The 15925-nt window shown below is 52.5% G+C and carries 14 protein-coding genes; 8 read left to right on the forward strand and 6 right to left on the reverse strand.

Annotation, left to right across the window (positions count from 1 at the left end):
* Window positions 1–92: 92 nt before the first annotated feature.
* Window positions 93–1154 carry a LysR family transcriptional regulator gene (locus ACTUJZ_RS11455; protein WP_463636448.1) on the forward strand — a complete coding sequence of 354 codons (1062 nt, stop codon included), beginning with the start codon at window positions 93–95 and terminating at the stop codon, window positions 1152–1154.
* Between the two features lie 71 nt (window positions 1155–1225).
* On the opposite strand, the gene lpdA is transcribed toward ACTUJZ_RS11455, so the two are convergent.
* The 6 genes from lpdA to ampD all read right to left on the reverse strand — a co-directional run bounded on the left by lpdA (window position 1226) and on the right by ampD (window position 10046).
* A complete protein-coding gene (gene lpdA, locus ACTUJZ_RS11460; RefSeq protein ID WP_463636449.1) occupies window positions 1226–2644 on the reverse strand; it encodes a dihydrolipoyl dehydrogenase in 1419 nt (472 codons plus the stop codon).
* A gap of 143 nt (window positions 2645–2787) precedes the next feature.
* Complete coding sequence (aceF, locus tag ACTUJZ_RS11465) at window positions 2788–4842, reverse strand: dihydrolipoyllysine-residue acetyltransferase (RefSeq protein WP_463636450.1); 2055 nt, start codon at window positions 4840–4842, stop codon at window positions 2788–2790.
* Window positions 4843–4861: 19 nt separating this feature from the next.
* Window positions 4862–7528, reverse strand: coding sequence for a pyruvate dehydrogenase (acetyl-transferring), homodimeric type (gene aceE, locus ACTUJZ_RS11470; protein WP_463636451.1), 2667 nt, complete (start codon window positions 7526–7528; stop codon window positions 4862–4864).
* 167 nt (window positions 7529–7695) lie between these two features.
* On the reverse strand, window positions 7696–8442 hold the full coding sequence (locus tag ACTUJZ_RS11475; RefSeq protein ID WP_463636452.1) for a GntR family transcriptional regulator: 747 nt from the start codon (window positions 8440–8442) through the stop codon (window positions 7696–7698).
* Window positions 8443–8703: 261 nt separating this feature from the next.
* Complete coding sequence (gene ampE / locus ACTUJZ_RS11480) at window positions 8704–9483, reverse strand: regulatory signaling modulator protein AmpE (protein WP_463636453.1); 780 nt, start codon at window positions 9481–9483, stop codon at window positions 8704–8706.
* The gene (gene ampD, locus ACTUJZ_RS11485; protein ID WP_463636454.1) at window positions 9480–10046 is read right to left on the reverse strand and encodes a 1,6-anhydro-N-acetylmuramyl-L-alanine amidase AmpD; all 567 of its coding nucleotides are present in this window, start codon (window positions 10044–10046) and stop codon (window positions 9480–9482) included. Before ampD ends, ampE begins: the two co-directional genes overlap by 4 nt.
* Before the next feature lie 93 nt (window positions 10047–10139).
* On the opposite strand from ampD, the gene ACTUJZ_RS11490 reads away from it, so the two are divergent.
* The 7 genes from ACTUJZ_RS11490 to zapD all read left to right on the forward strand — a co-directional run bounded on the left by ACTUJZ_RS11490 (window position 10140) and on the right by zapD (window position 15895).
* Entirely contained in the window at window positions 10140–10649 is a 510-nt protein-coding gene (locus tag ACTUJZ_RS11490; protein ID WP_463636455.1) for a retropepsin-like aspartic protease family protein, read from the forward strand.
* Window positions 10650–10670: 21 nt separating this feature from the next.
* The gene (nadC, locus tag ACTUJZ_RS11495) at window positions 10671–11546 is read left to right on the forward strand and encodes a carboxylating nicotinate-nucleotide diphosphorylase (RefSeq protein WP_463636456.1); all 876 of its coding nucleotides are present in this window, start codon (window positions 10671–10673) and stop codon (window positions 11544–11546) included.
* 240 nt (window positions 11547–11786) lie between these two features.
* Window positions 11787–12230 carry a pilin gene (locus tag ACTUJZ_RS11500; RefSeq protein WP_463636457.1) on the forward strand — a complete coding sequence of 148 codons (444 nt, stop codon included), beginning with the start codon at window positions 11787–11789 and terminating at the stop codon, window positions 12228–12230.
* A gap of 81 nt (window positions 12231–12311) precedes the next feature.
* Window positions 12312–13523 carry a type II secretion system F family protein gene (locus tag ACTUJZ_RS11505; protein ID WP_463636458.1) on the forward strand — a complete coding sequence of 404 codons (1212 nt, stop codon included), beginning with the start codon at window positions 12312–12314 and terminating at the stop codon, window positions 13521–13523.
* Between the two features lie 73 nt (window positions 13524–13596).
* Window positions 13597–14469, forward strand: a complete 873-nt coding sequence (locus tag ACTUJZ_RS11510) for a prepilin peptidase (RefSeq protein WP_463636459.1) — start codon at window positions 13597–13599, stop codon at window positions 14467–14469.
* Entirely contained in the window at window positions 14466–15074 is a 609-nt protein-coding gene (coaE, locus tag ACTUJZ_RS11515) for a dephospho-CoA kinase (protein WP_463636460.1), read from the forward strand. Before ACTUJZ_RS11510 ends, coaE begins: the two co-directional genes overlap by 4 nt.
* A gap of 68 nt (window positions 15075–15142) precedes the next feature.
* Window positions 15143–15895 carry a cell division protein ZapD gene (zapD, locus tag ACTUJZ_RS11520; protein ID WP_463636461.1) on the forward strand — a complete coding sequence of 251 codons (753 nt, stop codon included), beginning with the start codon at window positions 15143–15145 and terminating at the stop codon, window positions 15893–15895.
* Window positions 15896–15925 lie beyond the last annotated feature (30 nt).

Below are 15925 nucleotides of genomic sequence, written 5' to 3' on the forward strand. Positions count from 1 at the left end.
AACAATAAATATAATTATCATTTTGTATGCAATGCATCACAGAATGTAATATATTAGGTGAGGCCAATACATACATCACCCGCGGGGGCAGCATGCGACCACAAGAACTGACGTTATTGATGATATTTGATGCGATTATGACCGAAGGGGCTATTACCCGGGCAGCCGATCGTCTGTCGATGACCCAGCCGGCGGTGTCCAACGCCCTGTCGCGCATGCGTACCGCCTGGAATGATGAGCTGTTTGTCAAAGATGGCCGGGGGATCCAGCCCACCGCGTTTGCGCGTAATCTGTGGAGTCAGATCCAAACACCGCTGAGCAGTTTGTCCGAAGCAGTGAACCCCAGTGAGTTTAATCCGGCCACCGCCCAGCGCACATTTCGGATCGCCGCCACCGATACCTTTGTGGATATGGTGTGGGGCCCATTACGGCAAATCATTGAGCGTGAAGCACCGGGTATCAATGTGTATGCGATCCCGAATCCGTCTATTGATACTGCGGATATTCTAAAAGATGCTGAGGCCGAACTGGCTATCAGTAAATATGTGCACCCTGACGGGGTAATCCATACTGAGCATCTACTGGACCCGCGCTATGTAGTGGTAATGCGCCCGGGTCACCCGCTGGCCCAGGAAAATCTGACGCTGGAACAGTTTGCCAATGCCGATCATTTGCTGGTCTCAGTCACCGGTGATGTGGCCGGGCCCACCGATCAGGCACTGCAAAGCATTGGCATGCAGCGCCGGGTGGCCATGTCGGTCAACAATTTTTATACCGTGCCGAGCCTACTTAAACAGTCCGACCTGATTTGTGTGGCGCCCTCGATGGTGCTGGAAAAAGCGATATTTTCCAAAGAGCTGGCGGTGTTTGAAACCCCGCTGGAAATTCCGCAGACACCGTTATCGCTGTTATGGCACAAGCGCCAGGATCAGGATGCCGGATTACGCTGGCTGCGCCGGCACATTGTGCGCATTATTCATGAACGGGTACAGCAACATGAAACCCTGCTGTCGCAATGCTGCCGGAAAGGCTATTGCGAAGATGCGCTCCGTCAGGCTCGTGCGCAACATCATGAAGCCTGCATCCAGGCGACCCAGCTGCCAGTCTCTGAGCGGGTCAGCGAACCCGCGCTAGCCCGGCCGCTGTCTAAATAGCTTTTTTACCCATCGTCAGACATAAAAAAAGCGAGGTCATGACCTCGCTTTTTTGTGCGTATAGTTAACGCTTACTTCTTTTTGGCTTTCGGGTTAGGCATATCGGTGATGCTGCCTTCCTGAATCTCTGCCGCCAGGCCGATAGACTCGTTCAGCGTGGGGTGAGCGTGGATAGTCAGCGCCACATCTTCAGCATCTGCACCCATCTCGATGGCCAGGCCAATTTCACCCAGCATTTCACCGGCGTTGGTACCCACCATGGCACCACCGATGATGCGACCGGAGTCTTTGTCGAAGATCAACTTGGTCATGCCGTCGGTGGCATCAGAAGCAATCGCTCGGCCAGAAGCTGACCACGGGAAGGTGGTGGTTTCGTAGCTTACGTTTTGCTCTTTGGCTTCTTTTTCAGTCAGGCCAACCCAGGCAACTTCTGGCTCAGTGTAGGCAACAGAAGGGATGCAGCGCGGGTCGAAGTAGTGCTTCTTACCGGCAATCACTTCGGCAGCTACGTGGCCTTCATGCACAGCTTTGTGCGCCAGCATAGGCTGGCCTACCAGGTCGCCAATGGCGAAGATATTGTCGACGTTGGTCTTCATCTGCTTATCAACATTGATAAAGCCACGATCATCAACTTTAACGCCAGCTTTGTCAGCGCCTACTTTTTTACCGTTTGGTGTACGACCTACAGAGACCAGTACCTTGTCGTAGCGAACTTTTTCAGATGGCGCATTTTTGCCTTCAAAAGTTACATACAGGCCATCATCTTTAGCTTCTACGTCTGTTACCTTGGTTTCCAGCATGACGTTGAAACGGTCTTTATAAGATTTCATGAATGACTTCATGATGTCTTTGTCGGCCGCCGGGATCAGCTGGTCTAAAAACTCGACCACGTCGATCTTAGAACCCAGTGCCTGATAGACCGTGCCCATTTCCAGACCGATAATACCACCGCCTAATACCAGCATTTTTTCTGGAATATCTTTTAATTCCAGGGCGCCGGTTGAATCGACTACGCGCTCATCTTCTGGAATGAACGGCAGCTTTACCGGCTCAGAACCGGCTGCAATGATGGCGTTGTCAAACGTAATGGTCGTTTTGCCGTCTTCACCTTCCACTTCCAGGGTATTTGCCCCGGTAAAGGTACCGGTGCCGCGCACATGCTTCACTTTGCGCATCTTAGACATGCCCGACAAGCCTTTGGTCAACTGGCCAACTACCGAATCTTTGTAGCTGCGCAGTTTATCCAGATCGATTTCCGGCTCACCAAAGCTCACACCGTGGCTGGCCATAGCTTTGGCTTCTTTCATTACTTTGGCCACGTGTAACAGGGCTTTTGAAGGAATACATCCAACATTCAGGCAAACCCCACCCAGAGTTTCCCTGGCATCAACAATAACGGTTTCTACGCCCATATCGGCAGCACGGAACGCGGCTGAATAACCGCCCGGCCCTGCGCCTAATACAACTAGCTGAGTTTTTATATCGCTCATCGTGACCTCAAAAATTTGTCAAATATCTGAAAAATATGCGTTAAGAATTTTAACTAGGCCGAGTCTGTCATGTAAAGCAAAGCCGCCTAATTGCTTCTTAAAAAGCGTAAAGGGGCAGATGGTGTCTGCCCCTTATCATGGTGTTACAGCAAAATCTCGCGCAGGTCTTCCAACACGGATTTTAAGTGGACAGCAAACCGGGCTGCCACAGCGCCGTCGATCACGCGGTGATCGTAAGATAGCGACAATGGCAGCATCAGACGTGGTTCGAACTCTTTGCCGTTCCACTTCGGCTTCATTTCGCTCTTCGACACCCCTAAGATGGCGACATCTGGCGAATTTACAATAGGTGTAAAGGCTGTTCCGCCGATTCCGCCTAAGCTTGAGATAGTAAATGAGCTGCCCTGCATATCGGCAGACTTCAGCTTACCATCGCGTGCCTTGGCGCTGATTTCCAGCAGCTCTTGCGACAGCTCGTGGACACCTTTTTGGTCCACGTCACGCACTACCGGAACCACCAGGCCGTTTGGCGTATCGACTGCAATACCGATGTGGTAATACTTTTTCTGGATCAGCGATTCACCATCCTGCGACAACGAAGTGTTGAAGATAGGATATTCTTTCAACGCATCGGCCACGGCTTTCATCATGAATACCAGTGGGGTGATCTTAAAGCCCAGTTTACGCTTCTCGGCTTTCTGGTTTTGTTCCTTACGGAATGCTTCCATACCGGTGATATCAGCTTCTTCAAACTGCGTCACGTGCGGAATGGTCACCCAGTTGCGGTGCAGGTTCGGTCCAGACAGTTTCTGGATCCGAGTCAACGGCACTTCTTCAACTTCACCAAACTTCGAAAAGTCTACCTTCGGCGGTGCAATCACCTGCAGGCCGCCACCGCCGCCCTGGCTAACTGCACCAGCACTGGCTTTAGGCCGTGACAGCTCGTATTTCACATACGACTGCACATCTTCTTTCAAAATGCGGTTTTTGCGGCCAGAACCTGATACCTGAGTCAGATCGACACCAAATTCGCGGGCTAAGCGACGTACCGATGGTGACGCATGTACTTTACCGGTTTTTTGCTTTTCACCGGCAGACGGATGATGCGGCACTGGTGGTGGCTTAGGCCGGCCACTGTCTTGCTGGTCGCTGCTTTGCTGTTTGGAAGTATCCTGCTTGGGTGCTTCCTTAGGCGCTTCTTGCTTGGCTGGCGCAGTACCGCTGTCACCACTGCCTTTGACTTTCAGCATCAGTACCGGCGAACCTTTGGATACCTTGTCACCCTGTTTCACCAACATCTTGGCCACAGTCCCTGCCTGCGGAGCCGGCACATCCATGGTAGCTTTGTCGGTTTCTAAGGTGATCAGGCCATCTTCGGCCTCTATGCTGTCGCCTTCGGCCACCAGCACGTCGATGATTTCCACATCTTCGGCATCACCGATATCCGGCACGGTGACTTCGATTTCTTCTTCCGCGCCTTCAGCGCTTTCTGTATCAGCACTGGCTTGTTCAGCCTGGCCGGCTGATTCTGACTGGGCAGACGCGCTGTCTTGCTGGCTATCGTCAGCACTTTCAGAGCCGCCAGCTTCACCGTCGCTGACTTCTAAGATCAGCACCAATGAGCCTTCAGAAACCTTGTCGCCTTCTTTCACTTTCAGGCTTTTGATTTTACCGGCCTGCGGTGAAGGTACATCCATGGTGGCTTTGTCGGTTTCCAGCGTGATCAGGCCATCTTCGGCTTCCACAGTGTCACCTTCGGCCACCAGGATTTCAATGATATCGACTTCTTCGGCATCACCGATATCCGGTACCTTCACTTCAATTTCTTTGCTGCCGCCCTGGCCTGAATTACCAGACTGCTTGGCCGGCTCTTCTGCTTTAGACTCTTGCTTAGGCGCCTCTTTGCTTTGTGCTTTGGCGTCATCCTGGCTGTTGTCGGCAGCCGGTGCATCCGCACCGCCTGCTTCTTCAATTTTGGCCAACAGGTCGCCCTGCGAAATTTTGTCGCCTACGCTTACGCACAGCTCTTTGACCTTACCGGCAAACGGGGCCGGTACGTCCATGCTGGCTTTATCACTTTCAACAGTGACCAGCGCACCCTCGGCTTCAACGTCGTCACCCTCTGCTACACACAGTTCAATGACTTCAACATCGTCTTCACCTAAATCTGGTACGAGTACGTCTTTAATATCTGCCATGTTGCTGTCTCTCCTGTGCTTACGCGTACAGTGGGTTTACTTTGTCGGCGTCGATGTTCAGATCGTCCATCGCTTTGGACAGTGTCTTGGCATCTACTTCGCCTGCTTTGTATAACTCATACAGCGCGCTGTATGCCACATGCGCAGCGTCCACTTCAAAGTGGCGGCGCAGGTTTGCGCGGCTGTCAGAGCGGCCAAAGCCGTCTGTGCCCAGTACACGGTAGCTGCCCGGTACAAAGTTACGTACCTGGTCGGCATAGTTTTTAATGTAATCGGTCGCGGCGATAGTCGGGCCGTTGTTGCCTTGCTCCAGCACCTCAGTGATAAACGGGGTCTTAGCGTCAGCATCCGGGTGCAGCATGTTGTGACGGTCACAATTAATGCCATCGCGGGTCAGCTCGTTAAACGAGGTCACACTGTACACTTCAGACTCAATACCGTAGTTATCGGCCAGCAGCTTGGCGGCTTCGCGCACCTGCTCTAAGATAGTGCCTGAGCCCATCAGCTTCACTTTCTTGTCGCTTTCGCCCACGGTATCCAGCAGATAAATACCTTTTACAATGCCTTCTTCCACGCCTTTTGGCATTTCCGGTTGCTTGTAGTTTTCGTTCATCACGGTCAGGTAATAGAACACATCTTCCTGCTCTTCGAACATGCGGCGCAGGCCGTCCTGCACGATGACAGCCACTTCGTAGCCGTAGGTCGGATCGTAGCTGATACAGTTAGGGATCAGCGCTGCCTGAGTATGGCTGTGGCCATCCTGGTGCTGCAAGCCTTCACCGTTAAGCGTGGTGCGTCCGGCGGTACCACCGACTAAGAAGCCGCGGGTACGTGAATCACCGGCCGCCCAGGCCAGATCGCCAACCCGTTGGAAACCAAACATAGAGTAGTAAATGTAGAACGGTACCATCGGCAGGTCGTTTAAGCTGTACGACGTACCGGCAGCCACCCAGGATGCCATGGCACCCAGCTCGTTAATACCTTCCTGCAGTACCTGGCCTTTTTGGTCTTCACGGTAGTAGGCGACCTGGTCAGAATCCTGCGGCTCATATTTTTGGCCCTGAGACGAGTAGATACCCACCTGACGGAATAAGCCTTCCATACCAAAGGTACGGGCTTCATCCGGAATAATCGGCACGATACGCTTACCGATTTGCTTGTCTTTAAGCAATGCAGTCAGTACCCGCACAAACGCCATGGTGGTGGAGATTTCACGATCCCCAGAACCTTTGGTAACTGCTTCGAAGGCTTTCATTGGCGGTGCCGGTAGATCTTCTGATGCTTTGGCACGACGCACTGGCATGTAGCCACCTAAGGCTTCACGACGCTCGCGCAGATACTTCATCTCATCGCTGTCATCGTCAAACTTGTAGTACGGCAGGTTTTCCAGGTCACTGTCTTTAACCGGAATATTGAAACGGTCGCGATAGGCTTTCACCGCTTCCATGTCCATCTTCTTAACCTGGTGGGCAATGTTCTTACCTTCACCGGCTGCGCCCATGCCATAACCTTTAACGGTTTTAGCCAAGATCACCTGAGGACGGCCTTTGGTTTTCACGGCACGGTCGTATGCAGCATACACTTTCACCGGATCGTGACCACCCCGGTTCAGACGCCAGATGTCTTCATCTGACATGTTGGCAACCATTTCTTTTAGCTCTGGATATTTGCCAAAGAATTTTTCACGCGTATACGCGCCGCCTTTGGCTTTAAAGTTCTGATACTCACCGTCAACGGTTTCGTTCATCAGATCCAGCAGCTTGCCAGAGGTGTCGCGGGCCAGCAGCGGATCCCAGTAACGACCCCAGATAACCTTGATCACTTCCCAGCCAGCGCCGCGGAAGTTACCTTCCAGCTCCTGGATGATTTTGGCGTTACCGCGGACCGGGCCATCCAGACGCTGCAGGTTACAGTTAATAACAAATGTCAGGTTATCCAGGCCTTCGCGCGAGGCCAGGCCAATGGCACCCAATGATTCTGGCTCGTCACACTCACCGTCACCTAAATAGCACCATACGCGCTGTTCAGAGCAGTCTTTAATTCCGCGGTCGGTCAGGTATTTTAAGAAGCGGGCCAGATAAATTGCCTGCATCGGGCCTAAGCCCATGGATACCGTCGGGAACTGCCAGAAGTCAGGCATCAGTTTAGGGTGCGGGTATGACGATAAGCCTTTACCGTCTACTTCCTGGCGGAAACCGTCCAGTTGTTCTTCGGTCAGGCGGCCTTCGATAAAGGCACGAGAGTAAATACCCGGTGATACGTGGCCCTGGAAGAATACATAGTCGCCACCGTCTTTTTCATTTGGCGCACGGTAAAAATGGTTGAAACCTACATCATACAACATGGCGGAGGAGGCAAAACTGGAAATATGGCCACCCAGTTCAAGATTTTTCTTAGAGGCCCGCAACACCATCATCAATGCATTCCAGCGTAGCGCATTGCGAATTTTGCCTTCCAGCGTCTGGTCGCCCGGCATGGTGGGTTCCTGACCTGGCGGAATCGTGTTGATATACGCCGTGGTTGCATCATAGGGCAAGTGGGCACCATTTCTGCGTGCTTTCTCGATCAATGATTCTAATAAGAAGTGGGCCCTTTCTGTACCTTCTTCTTCTAAAACTGACTCTAACGACTCCAGCCATTCTTGTGTTTCTTGGGGATCCACATCTTGGTGCATCATTTCAGTCATGGTGCCATCCTATTGTTGCTGATATAGAAAACCATCCTATTCAGCCACACCGGTTGAAGGATGGTATACCTAGATTACGTTGTACTTGCAGTGAACCCTAACGGCTCACCTTAAGAGTGCGCTGCGGCCAGGCCTGCCAGCGCGGCTTTAAAACGGGCATTACGCCACTAAATCTCCAGACGACGAAGCGCACGTTGTACACGACTATCGCGCTGATTGATCGTCAAAAGGGTTTTTTCAATAAAGGCCAGGTGGCTGTTACACGCCTGCCGGGCACTTTCTGGATCACGCTGGCCAATCGCGGCGACGATTTCGGCCCGCTGGCGCGATAAATCGCCACTGACATCGGCATGTTGTGCCAGCATTTCCAAATTTCGTTCAATATTGTCCACCAGCATGGCCTGCATGGTGCTCATCACATGGAGTAACACCATATTGTGTGAGGCGCGCGCCATGATGATGTAAAACTGCCCCAGCGCTTCGGCTAACGGGCGCTGGCTGTCTTGCCTGGCCGGATTGGGCAAGGCACAAAGCGCGGTATCCAGCGCAGTATAATCTTCAGGCTGGCCACGCAACGCCGCATAGTAAGCTGCCATACCTTCCAGCGCGTGCCGAAACTCCAGTAAATCAAACTGGGTTTCCGGGCGCCGGCTAATCAGTGCCATTAAGGGGTCACGCATGGTGGCATTTAAATCCTTGCTGACGTACGTACCGCCGCCCTGCTTACGCTCCACCAGGCCCCGAGCCTGCAGATTACCAATGGCTTCACGCAGCGACGGGCGCGACACATCAAATCGGGTCGCCAGCTCACGCTCGGGCGGTAATTTTTCACCTGCCAGCAACGAGCCATCCAAAATCATAGATTCCAGTTGCTCGGTGATCACGTCTGACAGTTTTTTACGCCCTGTGTGCATGGTGTCCCTTGTCCACTCGCCTGCGCTGCATTTGTAAACAAATTGCGTCGCTCAAACCAATTGGTAATACCAATTTACCTATATAGTGTATGAGAGTTTAAATGCAAGGTAAATGTAAATGCAAATGCTGGCCATTACAGTTTTGCAATGGTCAGCATTAAACTACTGAATTAAATGATTATTACTGAATTTAGGCACTGGTCTGATGTGCTCAAACTGTCACCAGTTTTGGGCTAATTATCCGCCATGGACGCATAACCATTAAGCGATCATGCCCATCAGGGTGAGTACCGCAGCCGCAGCCAGCAGACACCAACTGGTGCGCCGGGCCAAGCGAATAGCGCCCTGGGTACATAAGGTATTGCGCGCAGAGTCGAGCTCTTCAGCGCGCTGGCCCACCGCCTGAATATAATGCTGGGCTGACATGCGCCCTGCCCCCAGCCACTTGAGCCAGGCCGGCAGTGCCCGGGCAAAATCCCCGACCAGCAAATAACACAACGTGGTTACCCGTACGGGCAGCCAGTCTGCCCAGTGCAGACATTTCCCGGCGGGGGTGCTGCCACAGGCATCGTTGGGTGCAGCCCAGCGCAGGCTGGCATAGGCAAGCACGCCAGGCGCCCCCAATACCACAAAAATAATGATCACCGCGGCATAATAGCGGTAGTTCAGCCAGAGCTGGCATTTAGCCATCGCCGTGTCCAGCGTGTCCTGGTCGGCCCGCCGCTGAGTTAGCATCCCCAGATACAAACTCATGGCTTCGCTGTCGTCGCGCTGGCCGGCAGCCACAAACCGATGATATATCCGCGCCAGGTCGGCTTTGCCCAGCGCCAGGGTAAGCACGAGGGTTTGTACCACAAAGGTCAGCAGAGCACTGTCCAGCCAGCTCAACAGCAGAGCCAGCACCAGCGCCGTAATAAACAACCAACGGGTGGCCGGGCGTTCACCCAGCCAGCGGCTGAGCCAGGCATCGATATAACCGTGCCGGCTGCGGGTCATATAGCGATCCACGGCCAGCGCAATCAACAGGCTTATCAGAATCATGGTTTACTCGGTTTATGGTTAGAGGATGCGGGTGTAAACACCGCCTGGCGTAACCGGCCCCACTCAAAAGCCGGGCCGGGGTCGGTTTTGCGCCCCGGCGCAATATCATTATGCCCCACTATGCGGCCACAAGTGATCCGAGGATAGGCAGCAGTAAGATAACGGGTCAGGGCAATCAGACTGGTATATTGGGCGTCGGTAAAGGGCAAAGTGTCGGTGCCTTCCAACTCAATACCTATAGCAAAATCGTTACAGCGCGTATGGCCCTGAAACACCGACACCCCGGCATGCCAGGCCCGAGCATCAAAGGGCACAAACTGCACTACCTCGCCACTGCGGTATATCACACAGTGCGCGGAGACTTTCAGCCCGGCAATTTGAGCATAGAACGGATGTTCGGCAGCATTCAGGTGGCCGGTGAACAACTGCTCGATGCCCTTTGTGTTAAACTGCCCGGGAGGCAATGACATATTATGAATAACCAATAAGGAAATGTCGCTGCCTGCCGGGCGGGCATCGTAAAACGGTGATGGTAACTGGCGGGCTTGTGGGTAGATATGCACCGGCATCTCTCTGGTTGTTTGTCGTGAATACCAGTTATTGTGGCACGGGCATACCGCAGCAACAAGCTGGCTATCTGATGCAAAGAAGGTTTCATGAGCAGTGAAAAATCAACCGCAAAATGGATGTTTATCCTGGCCTGGATCTGCGGGCTGGGCTTACTGACGCTAATTTTTGGCGATGTGCTGGAAAAACAGCACAATCCCAACCAGGCGCCGCAATCACAACGCATCAACGGCCAGACTGAGGTGCGCCTGAAACAAAACCGCCAGGGCCATTATGTGACTAATGGCACCATCAATGGCCAACCGGTGACTTTTTTGATCGATACCGGCGCCACCAATGTGGCGGTCCCGGCCAGCATGCAGCAACACCTGGGCCTGACCGCCGGGCGCTCTGGCATGGCGCAAACCGCCAATGGCGTGGTGCGGGTGGCCCAGACCACCATCGACCAGCTGACTATCGGGGATATTGAGCTTAACAATGTGCAAGCGCACCTGAATCCCGGGCTGGGTGATGGCCAGATTTTGCTGGGCATGAGTGTTTTACGCCAGCTGGAGTTTACTCAGCGTCAGGATTGGTTAATATTGCGCACCCTTGATTAATAACAGCTGACCATGCCGATTATGTCTGACTTACATTTATTCCTGCCGCCCGCCGAGGCTATCCGCTATCAGGTACATGCTGCCCTAGCAGAAGATCTGGGTGGCGAGCTGGCCCCCGAGCGCGACATCACCGCGAATTTAATTGCGGCCGACACCCAGGCCAGGGCCACCATTGTTACCCGCGAGGCCGCCACCATTTGTGGTACTGCCTGGGTTGATGCTGCATTTGCCCTGGTAGACGACACCGTGGAGCTGACCTGGCACGTGCGCGATGGCGATGTGGTGCAGGCCAATACCGCGCTGGTTACTATCAGCGGCAGTGCCCGCAGTATCTTAACTGCCGAGCGCACCGCACTGAATTTTTTGCAGACCTTGTCTGGCACCGCAACAGTGACCGCTTATTACGCTGGCATTCTGGCTGGTTCACCCACCAAGGTCTTGGATACGCGCAAAACATTGCCGGGCCTGCGCATGGCGCAAAAATATGCAGTCAAATGTGGCGGCGGTGAGAATCATCGTATCGGCCTGTTTGATGCGTATCTAATTAAAGAAAACCATATCTTTGCCTGCGGCTCCATTGCCGCGGCAGTGGCCACCGCCAAAGACACCCATGCCGATAAACCGGTGGAAGTGGAAGTGGAATCCCTTGAGGAATTAGAACAGGCCTTAGCGGCTGGTGCCGACATCATCATGCTGGACAATTTTGACAACAAACAGATCCAGCGGGCAGTAGCCATGACCCAGGGGAAAAGTAAACTGGAAGTGTCTGGAAATATTACCGATGCGCGCCTGCAATCACTGGCTACAATCGGGGTTGACTTTATATCTTCCGGGGCGCTGACTAAACATGTTCAGGCTATCGACCTGTCGCTGCGCGTGACCATGGATAATGCGTAACCACCTGATTTAAAGCTACAAAAGATGCGTGCTTAACGATACCCCGCACGCATCCTCCCCACCCAGCCTAGCGGTTAAAAGCTACACATATGTATGGTTTCCAATACTTGTCACAGGGGGCTTCCCCCCTATACTGAGCCTCAAGTACCGGGGGCGTTGACAAGGACGACTCAGGTATAAAACGTAAACTTAAATCAACATTTTTGAACAAGCGTATTATACGCATCCCGGAGAAAGACCATGAAACAAGTTAACGCTTCTAACCAAAAAGGTTTCACCCTGATCGAACTGATGATCGTTGTTGCGATTATCGGTATTCTGGCTGCCGTGGCCCTGCCGGCTTATCAAGATTACACTAAGAAAGCCCGTTTTTCTGAGCTGATGAGCGCTTCAAGCGGTGCCAAATCAGCTGTAGAAGTTTGCTTCCAAACGGAAGGTGCAGTTACAGACTGTGATGCTGGCGTGAATGGAGTTCCAGCTGATATTACTGCTACCGATACAGTGGCTGGTGTAGCAACGGCTAATGGTGTAGTTACTGTGACTACGACAGCAGGTCACTCTTTAGCAAGTGCGACTATGCAAATGACCCCGACAGCCGCCGACGGCCGTTTAACTTGGGCTGTTGCCTGTAGCGACATGAACCTGTCTAATTCTTGTACTTCAACTTATACCGCTGCTCCTTAATAGACATTATTGAAGTGTGATATACGAAAGGCTTTACATTATGTAAAGCCTTTTTCGTAATCCCCATTCAGGAAAGTATTCATGACTAAAGCTGCTGTTGTTTTTGATTACCAGGGAAAAGATCGTCAGGGCAGCCATCGCAAAGGTGAAATTTCCGCCCACTCCCTCAATGAAGCCCGCAACTTACTGCGCCGACAAGGCATTTCCGCCCAGAGAGTAAAAAAACAACCCAAATCCCTATTTGGCGGCAATGGTAAAAAAATAGATGCGGCCGATATTTCGGTAGTATCCCGTCAAATCGCTACCATGCTGGGCGCCGGTGTGACTTTGCTTCAGTCACTCGAGATGATTGGCAAAGGCCATAGCAAACCGGCTATGCGCAAACTGCTGTCGGCGGTAGCCGATGATGTACGCGCCGGGACCCCGCTGTCCATTTCCCTACGTAAGCACCCGCTGCACTTTGATGATTTATATTGCGACTTGGTGGAAGTGGGCGAGCAGTCCGGCTCGCTGGAAACCATCTATGATCGTATCGCTACCTACAAAGAAAAAGCCGAAGCCTTAAAATCCAAAGTCAAAAAAGCCATGTTTTACCCCATCGCGGTATTGGTGGTGGCTTTTATTGTAACGACGGTGTTGCTGATTTTTGTGGTGCCGCAGTTTGAAGAAATCTTTAGTAGCTTTGGCGCTGAATTACCTGCGTTTACTCAATTGGTGTTGGGGATCTCACGCTTTGTGCAGGATTACGGCATTTTTATTGCGCTGGGCATCGCCGGTGGCATGTTTGCCTTTGCCCGGGCGCATCGTAACTCCAAAAAGTTGCGCGATAACGTCGACAAATACACCCTTAAAATACCTGCAGTGGGTGAAATTTTGCAAAAAGCCGCGGTGGCGCGCTTTACCCGCACGCTGTCCACCACCTTTTCTGCCGGGGTGCCCTTAATCGGCGCGCTGGACTCCTCGGCTGGCGCTTCCGGCAACGCCGTGTATCGCGATGCCATTTTATTTATGAAAAAAGAAGTGGCCGGCGGCCAGCAAATGAATACCGCCATGCGTGCCACCAATGTGTTTCCTGATATGGTGACCCAGATGGTCGCCATTGGTGAAGAATCCGGCGCGGTGGATGATATGCTAAGTAAAGTGGCCAGTATTTACGAAGCTGAAGTGGACGATATGGTCGATGGCCTCACCAGCCTGATAGAGCCCATGATCATGGCCGTGTTGGGCGTGGTCATCGGTGGCCTGATTGTGGCCATGTACCTGCCTATCTTCCAGATGGGTAATGTTGTCTAGCGAGCAGAGCTAATAGCCGGTTGAGCCCGGCCCTGCCCTCTGGCACACTCTTTTTATTTAATGATGTAGCAGCATGAATGCGATAATTGAACTTTGCCAGGCCAACCCCTTGTTTTACCTGGGCCTGATAGGCGTGGTCAGCCTGATGGTGGGCAGTTTTTTAAATGTGGTGATTTACCGCCTGCCCATAATGATGCAGCGCGACTTTGAAGCCGAGTATGCTGCTTATTCGCAATCCTCCTTAAGCTTATCGACAGATACCTTTAATCTGGTTAAACCCGACAGCACCTGCCCGTCTTGCCACAGCCCTATTCGTGCCTGGCAAAATATTCCTCTGCTCAGTTATCTGTTTTTACGCGGCAAATGCGCCAACTGTCAGGCCCGGATTTCGTTACGCTATCCCCTGGTGGAGTTAGCTACCGCGTTGGTCAGTGTCTATGCAGCCTGGCATTTTGGCGCCACCGCTCAGGGTCTGGCCGCCGTCGCGGTGGTATGGACCCTGGTGCCGCTGGTGATGATCGATTTAGATAAGATGTTACTGCCCGATCAGCTGACCCTGCCCCTGCTATGGTTTGGCTTGCTGCTGGGTGTGGGCGAGGTGTTTGTGGATGCCACCACCGCGATTATCGGCGCGGCAGCCGGCTATTTGAGTTTATGGTCGGTGTACTGGCTGTTTAAGTTAGTCACCGGCAAGGAAGGCATGGGCTATGGCGATTTTAAATTACTGGCGGCGCTGGGCGCGCTAACCGGCTGGCAGGGTTTACCGGTGATCATCATTTTATCTTCGGTAGTGGGCGCCGCGGTAGGCTTTGCCTTGATGCTGCGCCAGCCCCGCGAGCAGGATATGGCGATTCCGTTTGGGCCATATCTGGCGGTGGCCGGGTTACTGACCTTATTTTACAAACAGCCCATCATTGATGCCTACCTGAATTGGGTACTGTCATGAGCCGCGCGGTAGTAGTAGGCCTTACCGGTGGGATTGGCAGCGGTAAAAGCGCCGCCAGTGAAGCCTTTGCTGCGTTAGGCGTACCGGTCATCGATGCCGATGTGGTAGCCCGCGAGGTAGTGGCTCCCGGCACACCGGCACTGGCAGAGATCGAAGCTTATTTTGGCCCGGCGGTGATTTCGACTGATGGAAGCTTAAACCGCGCTGCTCTGCGTCAGCTGGTATTTAACGATGATGATAAAAAACAATGGCTGAACAAGCTGTTGCATCCGGCCATTCGGCAACAAATGCAGGCAAAAATTGCGCAGGTCCACTATGCTTACTGCATTCTGGCAGTACCCTTGCTGGTAGAAAATAATCTGATTGGCATGACCGACCGGGTGGTGGTGGTGGATTGCCCACCACAGATGCAGATCGACCGTGCCAGTGCCCGGGATAACAGCGATGCCGACACCATCAAAAAAATTATGGCGGCCCAGGCCGACCGGCAAACCCGCCTGGCCGCTGCGGATGATGTGATTGATAACAGTGGCAGTCTGGCCCAATTACAGCAACAGGTAGCCACCCTGCATGCGCAGTATCTGCGCATGCAGCCTGCTCCATAGTGCCTTTTACTTGAAATTTTCGTAATTTTACGTTTAAGTGCTCTGAATAAGCATAGGCGAGGAATTACATGGCTGACACCGTTTACGAATTTCCACTCAAAGAAAAAGTGCGAAATTATCTGCGCATAGAGCAACTGATGGCGCAGCTAAAAAGCGGCGCGGCGGTGTCTTCCCCGCAATTGCAGCTGTATTTTTTTGACCAGCTGTTTACCCTGCTGGATCTCTTTGAGCGCATTGATATTCGTACCGATATCATCAAAGATCTCGATGCCCACGAAAAAAATCTGCAGCACTGGGCCCAACATCCTAATATTGATGCCGGTGCATTGCAGCAAACCCTGGATAGCATTGTCTCGTTACGTGACCAGCTCAAACTGGGCAAAAAATTTGGTACTGATCTTAAAGAAGATAAATTCTTAGCTTCTATTCGTCAGCGCTTTGCTATCCCCGGTGGTGCCCTCAGTTTTGATTTGCCCAACTTGCATTTTTGGCTGCATCAGCCCGTGGAGGCACGCCAGGATATTATGAAACAATGGCTGTTGACCCTGGTAAACGTGGATGAAACCATCGCCTTGTGCCTGTCATTTTTACGTGAACGTGGCCAGTTTAAGCCCTATACCGCCACCAATGGTTTTTATCAGGGTGTGGCCGAAGATAAAAATGAATTGATTCGAGTGCGCTGCGCTATCGATGAAGGCTTTTACCCAACACTGAGCGGAAACAAGTACCGGTTTGCCCTACGTTTTATGTGGCTAAATCCGGAAGCCGGCCAGTCAGCTTCGGTGGATGAAGATATCCGTTTTGCTCTGGCATCGTGTTAAACTAGCCGCCCAATCCAACTTCTGCTTAAG

This window comes from Alteromonas sp. WD8-37 (genome assembly GCF_055326825.1).